The 16,613-nt window shown below is 73.4% G+C and carries 14 protein-coding genes; 8 read left to right on the plus strand and 6 right to left on the minus strand.

Going from position 1 to position 16,613, the window contains the following annotated elements; translation table 11 throughout:
• Positions 1–35 precede the first annotated feature (35 nt).
• Positions 36–1,325, plus strand: a complete 1,290-nt coding sequence (locus tag HNP84_RS26715) for a PP2C family protein-serine/threonine phosphatase (protein WP_185052674.1) — start codon at positions 36–38, stop codon at positions 1,323–1,325.
• A 121-nt stretch (positions 1,326–1,446) separates the two neighbouring features.
• Positions 1,447–2,151, plus strand: a complete 705-nt coding sequence (locus tag HNP84_RS26720) for a class I SAM-dependent methyltransferase (RefSeq protein WP_185052675.1) — start codon at positions 1,447–1,449, stop codon at positions 2,149–2,151.
• A 9-nt stretch (positions 2,152–2,160) separates the two neighbouring features.
• On the opposite strand, the gene HNP84_RS26725 is transcribed toward HNP84_RS26720, so the two are convergent.
• On the minus strand, positions 2,161–2,451 hold the full coding sequence (locus HNP84_RS26725; protein WP_185052676.1) for a hypothetical protein: 291 nt from the start codon (positions 2,449–2,451) through the stop codon (positions 2,161–2,163).
• A 307-nt stretch (positions 2,452–2,758) separates the two neighbouring features.
• On the opposite strand from HNP84_RS26725, the gene rraA reads away from it, so the two are divergent.
• Positions 2,759–3,229 (plus strand): ribonuclease E activity regulator RraA, encoded by a 471-nt coding sequence (gene rraA, locus HNP84_RS26730; protein WP_185052677.1) that lies wholly within the window; start codon positions 2,759–2,761, stop codon positions 3,227–3,229.
• Between the two features lie 22 nt (positions 3,230–3,251).
• On the opposite strand, the gene HNP84_RS26735 is transcribed toward rraA, so the two are convergent.
• Positions 3,252–3,485 (minus strand): DUF6289 family protein, encoded by a 234-nt coding sequence (locus tag HNP84_RS26735; protein ID WP_185052678.1) that lies wholly within the window; start codon positions 3,483–3,485, stop codon positions 3,252–3,254.
• Positions 3,486–3,680: 195 nt separating this feature from the next.
• Here HNP84_RS26735 and HNP84_RS26740 point away from each other — a divergent pair, with 195 nt between their 5' ends.
• Complete coding sequence (locus HNP84_RS26740; protein ID WP_185052914.1) at positions 3,681–5,024, plus strand: cellulase family glycosylhydrolase; 1,344 nt, start codon at positions 3,681–3,683, stop codon at positions 5,022–5,024.
• 123 nt (positions 5,025–5,147) lie between these two features.
• Positions 5,148–5,726, plus strand: coding sequence for a hemerythrin domain-containing protein (locus HNP84_RS26745; RefSeq protein WP_246518736.1), 579 nt, complete (start codon positions 5,148–5,150; stop codon positions 5,724–5,726).
• Positions 5,727–7,171: 1,445 nt separating this feature from the next.
• On the opposite strand, the gene HNP84_RS26750 is transcribed toward HNP84_RS26745, so the two are convergent.
• The 4 genes from HNP84_RS26750 to HNP84_RS26765 all read right to left on the minus strand — a co-directional run bounded on the left by HNP84_RS26750 (position 7,172) and on the right by HNP84_RS26765 (position 13,036).
• Positions 7,172–7,387 (minus strand): hypothetical protein, encoded by a 216-nt coding sequence (locus HNP84_RS26750; RefSeq protein ID WP_185052679.1) that lies wholly within the window; start codon positions 7,385–7,387, stop codon positions 7,172–7,174.
• Positions 7,388–7,397: 10 nt separating this feature from the next.
• Positions 7,398–8,603: a hypothetical protein gene (locus tag HNP84_RS26755; protein WP_185052680.1), complete on the minus strand. Its 1,206-nt coding sequence runs from the start codon at positions 8,601–8,603 to the stop codon at positions 7,398–7,400.
• A 232-nt stretch (positions 8,604–8,835) separates the two neighbouring features.
• On the minus strand, positions 8,836–9,657 hold the full coding sequence (locus tag HNP84_RS26760) for a hypothetical protein (RefSeq protein WP_185052681.1): 822 nt from the start codon (positions 9,655–9,657) through the stop codon (positions 8,836–8,838).
• Positions 9,658–10,558: 901 nt separating this feature from the next.
• A complete protein-coding gene (locus HNP84_RS26765; RefSeq protein WP_312925757.1) occupies positions 10,559–13,036 on the minus strand; it encodes a beta-glucosidase family protein in 2,478 nt (825 codons plus the stop codon).
• Positions 13,037–13,297: 261 nt separating this feature from the next.
• On the opposite strand from HNP84_RS26765, the gene HNP84_RS26770 reads away from it, so the two are divergent.
• The 3 genes from HNP84_RS26770 to HNP84_RS26780 all read left to right on the plus strand — a co-directional run bounded on the left by HNP84_RS26770 (position 13,298) and on the right by HNP84_RS26780 (position 16,406).
• The gene (locus tag HNP84_RS26770; protein WP_246518756.1) at positions 13,298–14,095 is read left to right on the plus strand and encodes a pentapeptide repeat-containing protein; all 798 of its coding nucleotides are present in this window, start codon (positions 13,298–13,300) and stop codon (positions 14,093–14,095) included.
• 30 nt (positions 14,096–14,125) lie between these two features.
• The gene (gene pip / locus HNP84_RS26775; protein ID WP_185052684.1) at positions 14,126–15,100 is read left to right on the plus strand and encodes a prolyl aminopeptidase; all 975 of its coding nucleotides are present in this window, start codon (positions 14,126–14,128) and stop codon (positions 15,098–15,100) included.
• 178 nt (positions 15,101–15,278) lie between these two features.
• On the plus strand, positions 15,279–16,406 hold the full coding sequence (locus HNP84_RS26780) for a S1 family peptidase (protein ID WP_185052685.1): 1,128 nt from the start codon (positions 15,279–15,281) through the stop codon (positions 16,404–16,406).
• Positions 16,407–16,613: the final 207 nt, after the last annotated feature.

Below are 16,613 nucleotides of genomic sequence, written 5' to 3' on the forward strand. Positions count from 1 at the left end.
CCCCCATAGCACCCCATCCCACGAGAGCGAGACTCATGGCCGGCGCCGTGGGCGGCTTCCAGCCCCCTCTCTTCCCTCGTGACGACCGCGTCACCGCCCCACCGCCGTCCGCGTCGGCCGACATGGTGCGCCGGCTCGTGCACAGCGCCGACCCCCAGCACGAGAGCCGCGCGCTCGAGCTGCTCTCGCACGCCCAGCGGCTGGGGAACATGGGGTGGGCGGAGTGGGACCTCGAATCGGGCGAGGCGCTGTGGTCCGACCACCTGTACGTCATCTTCGGCAGGTCCCGCGCGCAGGGGCCGATCCGGCTGCACGAGCTGCCGGCCCACGTCGATTCCGCCGACGCGCAGACCCTGGACCGCCTGCTGTGGAAGGTCACCCGCGAGCCGGAGCCCGTGCAGGCCGAGTTCCGGGTGCGCCGCGACGGCGGCGTCCGCAACGTCAGGGCGGTGCTCGAACGCGTCGAGGGCAAGTCCGGCCGCGTGGGTGTGCACGGCCTGATCCAGGACATCACCAGCCGCCGCCGCGCCGAGCGCATCGTGTCGCAGTCGCGCCGCGAGCTGTCCGAGGCGCGCGAGCAGGCGGCCGTCGATCGGCAGGTGACCCTCGCCATGCGCGACGCGATCCTGCCCCAGCCCGGCACCACCGTCGAGCTGCCCCACTCCCGCATCGCGGTGCGCTACGTCCCGGCCGAGAAGACCGCCAACCTCGGCGGCGACTGGTACGAGGCCGCGCCCCTGCCCGACGGCCGGGTGCTGCTGGCGATCGGCGACGTCGCCGGGCACGGCCTGGAGGTCATCGCCCAGATGGCGCAGCTCCGCCACGCGCTGCTCGGCCTGTCCATGACCGGCCGCCCGGCCGACCTGCTGCTGTCGTGGCTGAACGACCTCGTGCGCCACCGGCTCGACGGCACCACCGCCACCGCGATCGTGGGCCACCTCGACCCGGCCTCGGGCGGCTTCGTCTGGAGCCAGGCGGGCAACCTGCCGCCGGTCCTGGTCCGCGAGGGCGTGGCCCGGCGGCTCAGGCCGCCGGACGGGCTGCTGCTGGGCGTGGACGAGTGGGCCTACGAGCAGGCGCGCATCACGCTGCGCCCCGACGACGTGCTGCTGATGTTCACCGACGGCCTGGTCGAGCGCCGCCACCGCGACATCGACGAGGGCCTGGCCCACACCCTGACCGCCGCCGCCAAACTCCGCCCCGCCTCCCTGGAGGAGGACCTCGACCGGCTCCTGGAGGAGATCGGCGGCCCCAACCCCGAGGACGACGCCTGCCTGCTGGCCGTCCACATGCGCGAGTTCCCACCGCGCCGGCGCCCCGGTTGAACTCCGCGTTGATCGCGGCGCTGAACTCGGCGTTGATCTCGGCCGGCCGGGCGCGCCGCGCGCGGAAACCCGCGGACACGGGGGCGGGGAAGCCTAAACTGGCCGGGGAGGAGGACGATCAATGGGCATCGGCAGACTGCTGCACGCCCGCCACGGCGGCCAAGGGCGCGAGCACGGCGGGCACGACCGGCACAAGGGGCACCACGGGCACGCCGGCGGCGTGATCGACCATCCGCGGGCCTATGAAATCTTCTCCGTGCTCGGCTACGCCGGGCGCCGCCGCGAGGTGTTCGCCCGGCTGGCGACGATCGCCGGGCTGCGCGCCGGGCACCGGGTGCTCGACGTCGGGTGCGGCACGGGCTACCTGAGCCGGCTCATCTCGCCGGCCGCGGGACACGACGGCGGGGTCACCGGGGTGGACCCGTCGCCGAAGATGATCGAGTACGCCCGCGAGCGCGCGCCCGCCAACTGCGAGTACATCGTGGGCGAGGGTCAGGCGCTCGACCTGCCCGACTCCGCCTTCGACCTGGTGATCTCCACGCTGGCCGTGCACCACATCCCCGAGGACGGGCGCGCGGCGGCGGTGCGCGAGATGTTCCGGGTGCTGCGGCCGGGCGGGCGGCTGCTCATCGCGGAGTACCGCCCGCCGTCGAGCCGTCTCGGCCGGCTGATCGCCGGGGCGCTGACCGGCCCCGCCATGCGGCACGACCTGCGTCACGACCTCATCGGGTGGGTCACCGACGCGGGGTTCCGCATCGACGCCACCGGCGACCTGCGCCCGTCGCTGACCTACGTCAGGGCGATCAAGCCCGCGCCGGCCGGCTGAGCCGCGCCGTCACGGCACGTAGACGCTGTTGCCGAACTCCGAGATGGAGGACTCGTCGGGGAAGACGAACTCCAGCACCTCGCCGGTGCAGTCGGGCGTCTCGTAGATGGCCACCACCTGGTCGGTGTCGTTGCGCACGGCCAGCGGCCACCGATCGCTGGGGTAGCACCCGCTGGGATCGAAGTACAGTTCGCCGTTCAACAGCAGCACGCCGTTGGCGGCGTGCGCGGCCGAGGGCAGCGACAGGGCCAGCATTCCGGCCGCGGCTACGGTGGCGAGCGTCGAGGCGATGCGTCGCATGGGGGAACCCTCCGTAAAGGTGAGGGGCCGCAGGTCGCGGCCCGGGACGTCACCAAGGGTAACGTAATGACTACGAAAAGTCATCGCCATGTCACGGCAGGCCCACAGCCCACGACGCGGCGGGAACGCCGGCACCAGCGCCCCCAGAAAAGGCACGGAAGAAGGCGCGGCAGAAGGCGCGGCAGAAGGCGCGGTCCCAGCACGCGGGGCCGCCTCCCTTGCCGCCCGTCGTAGGCCCGGCAGGCCCCGCGCGGCGGCGTCGGAGCCGGTGCCGGAGAATGTCGGCACCGACCGGAAAGGGCCAGAGATGACCATCGTGACCGCCGACCTGTACGACGAGCGCGGCGACGAGCTCGACTCCTGCGACCTGCAGCTCCGCCAGTACGGCGGCGTCTCCGCGTTCCGTGGCCGGATCGCGACGGTGCGCTGCCATCAGGACAACGCCCTGGTCAAGGCGGCGCTCTCGGAGCCCGGCGAGGGACGGGTGCTGGTCGTGGACGGGGGCGGCTCGCTGCACACCGCGCTGATCGGCGACGTGATCGCGGGCATGGCGGTGGCCGGCGGCTGGGCCGGCGTGGTCGTCAACGGCGCCGTGCGCGACGTGGCCGCGCTGCGCGAGCTGCCGCTGGGCGTCAAGGCGCTCGGCTCCAACCCGCGCAGAAGCGCCAAGGACGGCGCCGGCGAGCGCGACGTCCCCGTCACCTTCGGCGGCGTCACCTTCCACCCCGGCGCCGAGCTGTTCTCCGACGACGACGGCATCCTCGTCACCCGGGGATGACGCGGCGCCGCGCCTCAACCGCTCAGCAGGGGCTCTCCTCGAACTCGATGTAACCGGTCCTGACGCCCCACGTGCTGACCGACCCGTCGCAGGTCTCCAGCTTGCCACCGACGACGGTGGTGTGCGTGGCGTCGGAGAAGTACGTCGTGTAGCAGGTGTGGTCGATCCGGCAGACCCTGGCCTGCGCGGGGGCGCCGGGGATGACGGCGAACGCGGTGACGGCGAGGACCGCGGCGAGCAGCGCGCGACGGATCACGGGACAGTCCTTCCTTCCTCGCGGGGAGCGCGGGGGCACGGAGAGCGCGGAGAGCGCGGTGCCCGCATGATCCGCCCGGAGCCGGCCCCTGGCAAGGGCCCCCTCGATTGGGCCTTGCCCGGCGCGGCGGGCCGTCCTATCGTCACACCCACCAATCGTTAGGAAAGTTTCCTAACCCGATGGAGAGAGGACGTGATGATGCGGCGCATCCGCGCACTGGCGCTCATCGGGCCGCTGTCGCTGCTGCTCGCCCTGCTCGTCCCGGCCACCGCCCACGCCGACACCGCGACCTTCGCCAAGACCTCCGACTGGGGCACCGGCTACACCGCGCAGTACACGATCAGGAACACCGGCGCCACGGCCATGAGCGGCTGGACCGTCGTCGTCGAGATGCCCGCGGGCACGAGCGTCGGGACGTACTGGGACGCCCTGATGACCGCCTCCGGCAACCGCTACACCTTCACCGCCCGCGACTACAACCGCACCATCGCCCCCGGCGCCGAGACCACCTTCGGCTTCACCGTCTTCGGCTCCGGCACCCCCGCGTCCTGCACGCTCAACGGCGCGTCCTGCGGCGGCGGCACCCCCGACCCGGGCGGCCCCGCCGCCACGCCCGTCGCCGCGAACGGGCAGCTGCGGGTGTGCGGCACCCGGCTGTGCAACCGGAACGGCAAGGCGATCCAGCTCCGCGGCATGAGCACCCACGGCCTGCAGTGGTACCGCCAGTGCGTCACCGGCGGCTCGCTGGACGCGCTGGCCACCGACTGGAAGGCCGACGTCGTACGCCTGTCGCTGTACGTCCAGGAGGGCGGCTACGAGACCGACCCGCGCGGCTTCACCGACCTGATGCACACCCTCATCGACCAGGTCAGCGCCCGCGGCATGTACGTCATCGTGGACTGGCACATGCTCTCCCCCGGCGACCCCACCTACAACCTCGCCCGCGCCAGGACCTTCTTCACCGAGATCGCCCAACGGCACGACGCCAAGCAGAACGTCATCTACGAGATCGCCAACGAGCCGAACGGCGTGAGCTGGGCCACGATCAAGAACTACGCCGAGAACCTCATCCCGGTGATCCGGCAGCACGACCCCGACGCGCCGATCCTCGTCGGCACCCGGGCCTGGTCCTCCCTGGGCGTCTCCGACGGCGCCACCGAGGCCGAGGTGATCGCCGACCCGGTCGACGCCGCCAACATCATGTACACCTTCCACTTCTACGCGGCCAGCCACGGCGCGGACTACCTCGCCGCACTCTCCCGCGCCGCCGACCGCATCCCGGTGTTCGTCAGCGAGTTCGGCACCCAGAACTCCGCCGGCGAGGGCGCCAACGACTTCACCCGCTCCCAGCAGTACCTCGACCTCATGGCGAGCAAGAAGATCAGTTGGGTGAACTGGAACTTCTCCGACGACTTCCGCTCCGGCGCGGTCTTCACCACCGGAACCTGCGCGGCGGGCGGCCCGTGGACCGGCACGACCCGCCTGAAGGAGGCCGGCGCCTGGGTGCGCGAGCGCATCCGCACCCCCGACGACTTCTGAGCCCGCCTTTACAACGTAGATCGACAACTAGATCCAGGGTGTGACCTGGGCGCGGTCAAGGAACCGGCTGGCCGCGTTTCGGCGGCCCGGTGGCGGCAAGGGCGGGTGATGAAGGAGGACACGATGGTTGATCAACACGTGGCGCCGGAGACGATGGAGGAGAACGATGTCGTCGATCTGCTCCTGCGCCAGCACGGAATGATCCGGGACATGTTCGACGAGGTCGAAAGGGCCCCGGCGTCGGCCCGCGCGGAGGCGTTCCAGAGGCTGGTGCGGCTGCTGGCCGTGCACGAGACCGCCGAGGAGGAGATCGTCCACCCGTACGCCAGGAGCAAGCTGGACGGCGGGCACGACATCATCCAGGACCGGCTGGAGGAGGAGCACGAGGCCAAGCAACTCCTCAGCCAGATGGACCAGGCGGGCACCGACGCGCCCGACTTCATGGACAACCTGGAGAAGCTGCGCACCGCCGTCCTGGAGCACGCCCGCAGCGAGGAACGCTACGAGTTCGGCCGCCTGCGCGAGCTCACCACCGATGCGGAGCGCCGCGCCATGGCCGCCGGCGTCAAGGCGGCCGAGGCGATGGCCCCGACGCACCCGCACCCCGGGGTGGAGTCGGCCACCAAGAACATCCTGCTCGGCCCACCCGCCGCCATCATCGACCGCACCCGCGACGTCATCCGCAAGGCCATGAAGCGCTGACCACCCGCCACTAGACCGCACAGCCCATCTCCCCCCTCCGGCCGGCGCCCGCCCCGCACCCGCGCCCAGCGGCCCGCACCCGGCACGCCGGCCGGACCCACACCCCGCCCCCCACGAGACTCCCAACTCCCAGCGGGTGAACCACCGACGCCCCCCGCCACATGCATGCGGGCCACAGCCGAACCAGGCCGCCCGGTGTGTGTGCCGGTGCGCCGCGTCGAATGTGCCGGAGTGCGCCCCCGGTACGCGCTGGTGTGGTCCGGTGTGGACCGCGTGTGCCTCGGTGTGGGCCCGTGTATGCGGCCGGTGTGCCCCGGCACGGCCGGGTATGCGTCGTATGCGGACGGGTGTGGGCCGGGTGCGCCCGGGGGTGAACAGGGCAGGGAACATCACAGGCCCGAACCGGCCCGCGCCCGGTCGGCGGCTTCCTGAGGGAGTACCCGCACGGGCTCCATGCCCGGCCCCCGCGCCGGCGTTCCGCCCCGCACCGGAGAGGACCGGCACGGCCCCTCCGCCCGTGAGGCCGGTGCCTCTACCTGTCAGGGGTCCGGCGTCCCGCCTGCACTCCCGTCGTCACGCCCATGGACGCACCAATGGGGGATGCCCGGCGTGTGCGTGGCCTGGCGGGGCGACGGCCAGGCATGCTGCGCGCCGCATGCCCCGGACGCATGGTCATTCGGGGCATGAGATCCGGTGCGCACCGGAGGCCCCCGCCTTCTGCAAGGGGGCGCCGCCTGGCCCTGCGTTGTGCCGCCTCGTCTGGGCCGTGCTGGGGTCAGCCGGGGCAGGGCCGAGTGGGCGCCGGGCCTGCATGCGCCCGGATCAGGTGCGCACCTCGCCCGCCCCCGGTTTCCGGACGCGTAGCCGGCATGCACGCCGGCGGGCACCCCGGCGAGTGAGCACCCTTGGCCCGGCGGGCCCGCGGCCCGGCCCGATGCGTGGGTGGCCGGCGGGCGCGTCGCCCGGCCCACCTCTGGCGCGGTGCTTGGCCAGGCACGCATGCGGCCGTGGGATCACCGGGCGCGGGGCAGTCTGCGGCCGGTGCCGTGGGAGCACCGGGCGCGCAGGCAGGGCATGCGACCCGCGCCCCGCCAGCACCAACGCATACACCGGCACACGACCTACCTGCCGCATGCACCAAGCACCAGACTCATCCCCCGCAAGCACCAAAGGCCACACCAGGCACCCACCGCAGGCACCAAACGCACACCCGGCACACAACTCACCGCACGCACGCACGAAGCGCACAGGCCCAGGGCATACGACCTGCGCGCCCTGCGAACACCAGGCCCAGAGGCCGGGCATGCGGCCCGTAGCGTGAGAACACCCGGGCGCGGAGGGCGGCCTGGGGGTGGGAGGCCCGTCGACCCGCGTCGCTGGGGCGGCGCGGGTCGGCGGAGGGGCTGAGCCGGTGTGTTATCCGGTGTGGGGGTGGATGGTCCGGGTCAGGCGGGGTGCGGGGGCCTCTGCTCGGGAGGGACGCCGCCGCCCTTGCCGCCGCCCTTGCCGCCGGCGCCGCCCTTGTCGGTGCCGTGGGGGCGGCCCTTGGCCTTGGCCGCGCCCTTGCTCATCTTCTGCTTCTCGGTGGCCGCCTCGGTGCCCTCGGGCGTGGTCGCGCCCCGGCCCGAGCGGCGCATCTCCGGCTGCTGCGGATTCGACATCTCTTGCTCCTCACTTACGGCCGACGCGGAGGCTGGCCACCGGGTGCGGGCCCTCGGTCTCCAGCCGGTACTCCTCGCCGGACTTGTGCTTGTTCTCCTCGATGACCCGCTCGGACGGGGCGCGCTCGCCGCCCATGATCGCTTCCTGCATCTTCTCGAAGCGCTCGTGGGCCTCCTGGACGTAGCCCGTGCCGAGGGTGGTGTAGTCGATCTGGGTGCCGATCAGCTCGCGCAGGTACGCCTTGTTCGGCTCGAAGGTGACCGGGGCGGGCAGCTCGGGGGCCAGCACCTGCTCCGGGTCGCGCCCGTCGTGGCGTTTGAACAGCTCCGCCGCCAGGCGCAGGTGCTCCAGCTCCATGTTCAGGTGGAGCTCCCAGATCTGCTTCACCCGCGGGTCGGACTCGGTCTCCATGAACGAGTGGTACATGTAGCACTCGTTGTACTCGTGGTTGAGCAGCATCTCCCACCAGCTCTCGCCGGGGTCCACCAGCGACTCGTAGTGGGTGACGTGCTCCTCCTCGATCAGCCCGATCTCCTGGTAGAGCTGGCGGGCGATGGGCTCCATGTAGGTGGGGCCCACGTTCATGTAGAAGTTCATGGTCTGCTGCTCGGCCGCCATGATGGTCAGCGCGTGCATCTTCGAGATCGGCGCGGCGGACGTCTTGTCGTACGGCTCGCGCACGTTGTCCACCGGATCGCGGTGGTGAAGGTAGGTCGGACGCCCCGGCATGACCTCGGTGAGCTGGTCGACGATCTTCTCCGCCTTGCGGTGCTCGATCATCTCGAACAGGTTGGCGTACCGGTAGAGGTGGTCGAAGTCCTCCAGGACGCCGAACTGGTAGGCCTGCTTCAGGTACGGGTCGGGCTCCATGCGGGCGACCCACGCGGTGAGGTCCACCGCGACCTGCTCGTAGGCGATGGTGGTCTCCAGCACCGAGGCCACTCCCGGAAGCAGCCAGTTGATCACCCGCTGCTGCTGCGCCTCGATGTAGCGCACCCGCGCGAGCTGCTGCTTGAGCTCGATGTCCGGGCAGTGCCGGGAGAGGTGATGGCTGAAGAAGATCGCCTCGGTCTCGATCCCGTTCATGGTGATGATCCGGCACCTGGTGTAGGGGTCGGAGTGGTCGGGGTCGATGGGATTGACGTCCAGCTCGCGCCAGTTCCGCAACTGCCGGTCCAGCGGGATGCCCCGTTCGCGCAGCGGGTTGAAGGTCATTCGGCTGCCCCTTTCTGTCGGATGCGTACAGGGGGTCGTGTGCCGCCTACCCGCATACGGCTCGACATGCGCCCCCAATTCCGTCATGTATGGACGAAGCGCCCACCAGGATTCCGCTGCGCCGCTGGGGACGCGGGTACCCGGGAACGAGGGAGGCCCCGGGCGTGGCGGGCACGCTCCGGGGCCTCCCTGGAAGCCACGGCGTCCGGCTACGGGGACGCCGGAGTCCGGGTCACTGGGACGGGCTGGGGGTCGGGGTCGGAGTCGGGGTCAGGGTCGTCGTGCCGGTCACGGTGGGGGTGACCGTCGGGGTCTCGGTGATGGTGGGGGTCTCGGAGACCGTCGGGGTGTCGGTGGGGGTCAGGGTCTCGGTCGGAGTGGGGACGGGCGTCTGCGGCGGGGTCGGGCACGGGGTGGGCGTGCGCCACTTGATCTTGCCCGGCCACCAGTGGCCGCGGTACCACCAGCCGCCGCTCCGCCAGCTCTTCTTGCCGGCCCGGGACAGGTCGTACACGTACGCGGCCGTGGCGGACTCGCCCTGGCGTACCGCGGTCAGGGCCACCCAGTCGCCCTGCCGGATCTCCGAGTTTCCGCGCCTGCCCGCCACCACGCGGGTCTCCTCGACGACCGTGTACACCTGCTCGAAGCCGTCCTGGCTGCGTACGGTGATCGAGCCGTCGGCCACCGCCGTCGCCTCGCCCGTCTGGGCGAACACCGTGGTGAAGGCGCACGGGTCGTCGCCCGCGGGCACCACGAACTCGCCGTGCACCGCGCCGGCGAACTCCAGCGGGTGGACCGAGGGCAGCTCGGTGGGGGTGGGCTCGGGGGTGGGGGTTACCGTCTCCGTCGGGGTTTCCGTGGGGGTTTGGGTGGGGGTTTCCGTGGGCGTGCCGGTGGGGGTCTCGCTGACCGTGGGCGTGTCCGTCGGGCCGGGCGTCGTCGCCGCGGACGCCGCCGCCACCCCGATGCCGCTCGTGGCGAGCAGCACGGCCGCGGCGGTGACGATCAGCGGCTGGGGGACGCCCCGGCGTCTGCCTCCCGCTTGCGTCGTCACCTCGTCGTTTGGCTTGTCACGGTTGGTCGGCGTCACCATGTCCTCCCGTCTACGGTGTTCTGATTGAACGCCCGCCGGGCTAACAGCGGCATAAGATCATCGTTCGGCCGCCCCGCCACGGTGCCGCGGCGGCGGCCTGGACCGCTCGTGACGATCTACCCGAGGGGCATTCCGACAGTGCCCGCTTCCGCCACACGCATGCGGGCGGGGTGCGGGACCGCCGTGGCGTCGCGGCTCTCCGCCCCAGGTCATGGCGCCGATTCCGGCCACGGGGAAATCTCCGTGCCGGCGACGCCGCGGGGCGAAGCCACCGTCAAGCCGTCCGTGCCGTGACCGACCATAGCGAGATCCGCGGCGTCTCCGGTGGCTGATCACGAACCTGCCGGCATGATTTTTCCGACGATACGGTGACGCCGTAGTTAAGGAATGCGGATAACCGAAATATCGGCCGGTGTTGGTTGGTCGGTCAGGCCCGCGGTCGGCTCCGGGATATGGGATCATCTCCACGCCTGCTCGGGTCGAGATTCGGGCGTGCTCCGGCAGCGGCTCGGGGCCGGGATTCGGGCGTGTTCCGGCAGCGGCTCGGGGCCGGGGACGATCTCCGCGCCCGCGGCGGGACCAACTGGGTCCCCTCCGCCGGCGACTCGGCCTCCCGGTCGGCACGTCCCCCTCTCGCCGCACCACCCCTCTCGCTGCACGCCACCCCTCGCCGCACCACCCCCTCTCACCGCACGCCACCCCTCGCCGCACGCCACCCCTCGCCGCACGGCCCCCTCGCCGCACCACCCCCTCTTGCCGCACGCCCCCCTCTCGGCGCACGGCCCTCTGGCGGCATGGCGGTCAGGGAGGCACGGCCCTCTGGCGGCACGGCGCTCAGGTCCTGGATACGGGGGCGCTCCGCCTAGGGGACGATCTCCGTGGTCAGGGGCAGTGCGGCCGCCGAGGAGCCGATCTCCAGGCGGAAGGCGCCCGGTTCCAGGGCCCAGGCGCCGGTGGCGGCGTCCCAGTGCTCGAAGGCGCGCCGCCGCAGCGTGACGGTGACGGCCGCCTCCTCGCCGGGGGCCGCGTCCACGGTGGCGAAACCGGCCAGCCAGCGCCGGGGGCGGGGCACGGCGCCGCCGGGGCGGCTCGCGTACACCTGGACGACCTCGCGGCCGGGGCGGGAGCCGGTGTTGCGCACCCGCACCACCACCTCGCCCGTTGACGAGCCCCGTGACGAGCCCGTTGAGGAGCCTCCAGAGGAGCCCGGAGAGGCGACCGACACGGAGACGTACTCCCAGGTGGTGTAGCCGAGGCCGTGCCCGAACGGGTAGCGGGCCGGGGCCTCGCCCCGGTGGCCGACGGCGAGTCCTTCGCGGTAGACGAGGACGCCCCCCTCGGGCTCGACCGCGGAGCGGTCGGCCTCGGTGAGGGGCCAGGTGGTGGGCAGCCGCCCGCCGGGCTCGGCCCGGCCGAGCAGCACGTCGGCGAGGGCGTTGCCGAACTCCTGGCCGGGGAACCAGGTGAGCAGGACCGCCGCGGCCTCCTCGCTCCACGGCAGCAGCACCGGGGCGCCGGAGTTCACCACGACGATCGTACGCGGATTGGCCGCGGCGACGGCCCGCACCAGATCGTCCTGGCGGCCGGGCAGCGCCAGCGAGGCCCGGTCGCGGCCCTCGGTCTCGACCTCCTCGTTGGTCCCCACGACCACCACGGCGGCGTCGGCGTCGCGGGCCAGGGCCACGGCCCTGGCGATCTCCTCCTCGTCGGTGCCGTGCGGCGGCTCCAGGTTGAGCTGGAGCGACAGGCCGAGGGTGCCCTCGGCCGCGCCCTCGCGGGCGTCGTGCGCGAGCGTCACCGTCACGCTCTGCCCGGCCTCCAGGCGCACGGGCACGGTGCGCTGCGGCGGGGTGAGCATGCCCTCGACGATGTCCGCGCCGGGCGGGAGGGTGAGCACCACGTCGTACGCCTCGCGCCCGTCGAGCAGCAGGCGGTGCCGGCCGAGCCCGGAGGAGCCGATCTCGTACGTGCCCGCCTCCCCGGCCCGGATCACCGCGTGCACCTCGACCACGGCGAGCCGCTGCCGCGAGACGCCCTCGGGCAGGGCGCCCATGACCCAGTTGAACGTCGCCGTGGCCCGCCGCTCGACCGCCAGTGCCGTGCCGTCCTCGGCCAGGTAGCGTACCTCGACCTCGCCGGCCAGCCAGGGGGCGCGGGCGACAGGGGTGCGGGTGTGCGCCAGGACGCCGGGCGCGTGCACGACCTCGGCGACCCCGGCGAGCGCGGCGCGCAGCCCGTCGAGCGGCGAGACCGTGTACGGCGGCAGCACGGTGGCGCTGCCGCCGCCGAGGGTCCGCGCGACCTCGGCGTTCGGGCCGAGCACGGCCAGCCTGCGCAGCGCGGTCGCCTCCAGCGGCAGCGCCGCGCCCTCGTTGCGGGCCAGCACGAACCCGGCCGCGGCGGCCTCGCGCAGTTCCCGGGCGATCCGCTCTCCGTCGTACGCCTCCTCCGCCGCCTCCCCGGCGCCGCCCTCCGCGTCGAGCGCGCCGACGCGGGCGGCCAGGCGCAGGACCCGGCGCACCTTGTCGTCCACCACCGCCTCGGGGACCTTGCCCGCGCGCACGGCCGCGGCCAGCGCCTCGCCCCACGGCCCCGAGGGACCGGGCATCACCAGGTCGAGCGCGGCGTTGGCGGCGGCCTCGGTGGAACGGGCGGCGAACCAGTCGGACATGACGAGGCCGTCGAAGCCCCACTCCTCGTGCAGGACGCGGCGCAGCAGCGGGCTCTCGGTCATGGTCGAGCCGTTGACCCCGTTGTAGGCGGCCATCACCGCCCACACCCCGCCCTCGCGCACGATCGCCTCGAACGGCGCGAGGTAGAGCTCGCGCAGCGTGCGCTCGTCCACCTGGACGTCCACGGTCATCCGCTCGGTCTCGGAGTCGTTGGCGACGAAGTGCTTGACCGTCGCGGCCACTCCCCCGCCCTGCACGCCGCGCACGTACGCGACGCCGATGCGGGCGGTGAGCAGGGGGTCCTCGCTGAAGCACTCGAAGTGCCGCCCGCCGTACGGGGTGCGGTGCAGGTTCACGGTGGGCGCGAGCAGGACGTCCACGCCCTTGCGGCGCGCCTCCGCGGCCAGCAGCCGGCCGACGGCCTCGACCCGGGCCTCGTCCCAGGTGGCGGCCAGCGCGGTGGGCGAGGGGATGTTCGCGGAGGGGTCGCGCTCGTCCCAGACCTCCCCGCGCACCCCGGCGGGCCCGTCGGAGACGACGAGCCGGCGCAGGCCGCACGCGGGCTCGGCGTGCAGCGACCAGAAGTCGGCGCCGGTCAGCAGCCGCACCTTCTGCTCCAGGGAGAGCGCGGCGACGCGGGAGTCGAGGTCCGGGATGGGCCGGGGCACGGGCACTCCAGTCACTGATCGTCGCTCAAACGTATGGGTAACCTAAGTGGCGGGTCAGGGGCGGCACAAGGGGCGGCCGGGCCGGGCGGACCTTTCGCACGGTCCATCGAGGCCCGGATTGGCCGTAGCCTCACTAGGGTGAGCGCGCACGACGTACGAGGGGGGCCGGGCACGGCGCCGGGCCAGGACACACCGGATCAGGACACACCGCACCAGGAGCGGCGATCGGGCGGGGCCGCGACGCGGCCGGAGTCCCGTGAGCTGCGGGCCGACTGCGGGAGCTGCTTCGCGCTGTGCTGTGTGGCGCTGCCGTTCACCGCGTCCGCCGACTTCGCGGTGGACAAGGAGGCCGGGCGGCCGTGCCGGCACCTCGGCGGCGACTTCCGCTGCGGCATCCACCGCGACCTGCGTCAGCGCGGCTTCTCCGGGTGCGCCGTCTACGACTGCTTCGGGGCGGGTCAGAAGATCTCCCAGGTCACCTTCGGCGGGCGCGACTGGCGGCGGCACCCCGAGACCGCCGGGGCCATGTTCTCGGCGTTCGCGGTCATGCGCGGCCTGCACGAGCTGCTGTGGTACCTGACCGAGGCGCTGGCGCTGCCGGCGGCCCGCCCGGTGCACGGCGAGATCCGGCAGTCGCTGGAGCGGATCGGGCGGCTGTCCGACGGCGACCCCGGCGCGCTCGCGGAGATCGACGTGGCCGCCTGCCGGCAGGAGGCCGGGGAGCTGCTGGGGCGGGCGAGCGAGCTGGTGCGCGCCGGGGTGCCGGGCAGGAAGAAGGACCGCCGCGGGGCCGACCTCATCGGGGCCCGGCTCCGGGGCGCCGACCTGCGGGGGGCCGGGCTGCGCGGGGTGTACCTGATCGGGGCCGACCTGCGCCGCGCCGACCTGCGCTCGGCCGACCTCCTCGGCGCCGACCTGCGCGGTGCCGACCTCGGCGGCGCCGACCTGACCGGTGCGATCTTCGTCACCCAGGCGCAGCTCGACGCGGCCCGCGGCGACTCCGCCACCAGGCTACCGGCCGGGCGCACCCGCCCGGCCCACTGGGCACGCCGCGGCTGACCCGGCCCGATCCGGTACAGGGTGCCGGGCGTGCCCGCGCCCGCCGCCGAGGGGCGGTTCCCACCGATCGAGCCGTACGAGCACGGCCTGCTCGACACCGGCGACGGGAACCGTGTCTATTGGGAGGTCTCCGGCAATCCGGACGGCAAGCCCGCCCTGGTGGTGCACGGCGGGCCCGGCTCGGGCTCCGCGCCCGGCGCGCGGCGGCTGTTCGACCCGGCGCGGTACCGGGTGATCCAGTTCGACCAGCGCGGATGCGGGCGCAGCACGCCGCACGCGGCCGACCCGGCCACGCCGATGGACCGCAACACCACCGGGCACCTGCTCGCCGACATGGAGCTGCTGCGCGAGCACCTCGGGGTGGAGCGCTGGCTGCTGTTCGGGGGCTCGTGGGGGTCCACGCTCATCCTGGCGTACGCGCAACGGCACCCCGGGCGCGTGTCCGAGATCGTGATCTCCGGCGTCACCACGACCCGCCGGTCGGAGATCGACTGGCTCTACCGGGGCGTGGGCCGGTTCTTCCCCGAGCAGTGGGCGCGGTTCCGGGACTTCGTGCCGGAGGCCGAGCGCGACGGCGGCCTCGTGGCGGCGTACGCCCGGCTGCTCGAACACCCCGACCCCGAGGTGCGCGCGAGGGCGGTGGCGTCCTGGTGCGCCTGGGAGGACGCGGTGGTCTCCCTGGAGCCCAACGGCGTACCGGCCCCCTACGACGCCCGGCCGCCCGCGGCCAAGGTGGCCTTCGTCCGGATCGCCGCGCACTACTTCGCCCACGGCGCCTGGCTCGGCGAGGACGAACTGCTGCGGGGCGCGGGGCGGCTAACCGGCATTCCCGGGGTCCTGCTGCACGGGCGGCTCGACCTCGGCGCCCCGCTGGAGACCGCCTGGCTCCTGGCGCGGGCCTGGCCGGGCGCGGTGCTGCGGGTCGTGGACGACGCCGGGCACACCGGCAGCGGCACGATGCGGGCCGAGATCCTACGCTCCCTGGCCGCGTACGCCGCCCGCTGACCGCCCCGCCACCTGCGTCCTTGTCGCCGATCATCGGCGTGGCGGGCCCGGCGGCCTAGCGCTCGTGTGGCAGGCTCGTCGCCAGTGCGCCCATATCACGGCGATAGGGGCCCTTTGATAGATCCCCCGAGCGATCCCGACCCATTAACTTGACAGCACCCCCCACAAAGGAGTGCACATGCCAAGTAAACGCTCCAGCCTCGCCGGCGCCGCCATCGCGGCGTTCTGCCTGCTCATCCCGGCGATCCCGGCAGCGGCCTCGGCGACTCCCGCGCCGCCGCTCGACCCGGTGCCGCCGGCCATGGTGGAGGCGATGCAGCGCGACCTCGGCCTCACCCGGGAGCAGGTCGCCACGCGGCTCGCCAACGAGCAGCGCGCCGCCACCACGAGCGCCGAGCTGACCACCTCGCTCGGCGCCAGCTACGGCGGCTCCTGGGTCAACTGGGACGCCTCCCAGCTCATGGTGGCCACCACCGATCATTCCGCCGTCCCGGCGATCCAGGCCAAGGGCGCGCAGCCCGTGGTCGTCGGCCGTACGCTCCAGCAGCTCACCGCGGTCAAGGAGCAGCTCGACCGCGCCCCCGAGCAGGCCAAGAGCGGCGCGGCGCTGTGGTACGTCGATGTGACCACCAACAGCGTCGTCATCCTCGCCGGGCAGCTCGCCGCGGGCGAGGCACTGGCCACCGCGGCCGGCGTGGACAAGAACATGGTCCGCGTGGCCGTCTCCGCCGAGCAGCCCCAGCCGTTCATCGACCTGATCGGCGGCTCGGCGTACTACATCGGCTCCTCCCGGTGCAGCATCGGCTTCTCGGTGACCCGCGGCAGCACGCCCGGCTTCGTCACCGCGGGCCACTGCGGCCGGGCCGGCAGCACCACCAGCAACCCCTCCGGCACCTTCCAGGGCTCCTCCTTCCCTGGCAACGACTACGCCTGGGTGGCCACCCCCGGCCACACCCCGCGCCCGTGGGTGCGCGGCTCGGGCGGGGCCAACGTCATCGTCCGCGGGTCCACGCAGGCGGTCGTCGGCTCCTCGATCTGCCGTTCCGGCTCGACGACGGGCTGGCGCTGCGGCACGATCCAGCAGCACAACGCGACCGTACGCTACTCGCAGGGCACGGTCACCGGCCTGACCCGCACCAGCGCGTGCGCCCAGCCCGGTGACTCGGGCGGGTCGTTCATCTCGGGCAGCCAGGCCCAGGGCGTCACCTCGGGCGGCTCGGGCAACTGCTCGATCGGCGGCACGACCTACCACCAGCCGGTCAACGAGATCCTCTCCGCCTACGGGCTGACACTCACCGTGGGCTGACCGGCCCCCATCGCGCCCGGCGGCACCCAGCGCCGCCGGGCGCACCCGCGCGTCGGCCGCCGTGTACCAGCGGCCCGGCCACCCCGCTGACGGGCCGGGTCTCCGCAGAGCTTCGCCTGTGGCCGGGCACCCGCCGCGACAAGCGCTTGAGTGGAGCCTTCGCCCACGCTCGAACCGGTCTCCACGGCCGCCGCATCGGCCACGCGG

The sequence above is a fragment of the Thermocatellispora tengchongensis genome (assembly GCF_014202315.1).
Classification (GTDB): domain Bacteria; phylum Actinomycetota; class Actinomycetes; order Streptosporangiales; family Streptosporangiaceae; genus Thermocatellispora; species Thermocatellispora tengchongensis.

What these genes read in the sequence shown, in the direction of transcription:
- HNP84_RS26715 (WP_185052674.1), top strand. Translation starts at nt 36, where the DNA reads ATGGCCGGCGCCGTGGGCGGCTTCCAGCCCCCTCTCTTCCCTCGTGAC.
- HNP84_RS26720 (WP_185052675.1), top strand. Translation starts at nt 1,447, where the DNA reads ATGGGCATCGGCAGACTGCTGCACGCCCGCCACGGCGGCCAAGGGCGC.
- HNP84_RS26725 (WP_185052676.1), bottom strand. Translation starts at nt 2,451, where the DNA reads ATGCGACGCATCGCCTCGACGCTCGCCACCGTAGCCGCGGCCGGAATG.
- rraA (WP_185052677.1), top strand. Translation starts at nt 2,759, where the DNA reads ATGACCATCGTGACCGCCGACCTGTACGACGAGCGCGGCGACGAGCTC.
- HNP84_RS26740 (WP_185052914.1), top strand. Translation starts at nt 3,681, where the DNA reads ATGATGCGGCGCATCCGCGCACTGGCGCTCATCGGGCCGCTGTCGCTG.
- HNP84_RS26745 (WP_246518736.1), top strand. Translation starts at nt 5,148, where the DNA reads ATGGTTGATCAACACGTGGCGCCGGAGACGATGGAGGAGAACGATGTC.
- HNP84_RS26750 (WP_185052679.1), bottom strand. Translation starts at nt 7,387, where the DNA reads ATGTCGAATCCGCAGCAGCCGGAGATGCGCCGCTCGGGCCGGGGCGCG.
- HNP84_RS26755 (WP_185052680.1), bottom strand. Translation starts at nt 8,603, where the DNA reads ATGACCTTCAACCCGCTGCGCGAACGGGGCATCCCGCTGGACCGGCAG.
- HNP84_RS26780 (WP_185052685.1), top strand. Translation starts at nt 15,279, where the DNA reads ATGCCAAGTAAACGCTCCAGCCTCGCCGGCGCCGCCATCGCGGCGTTC.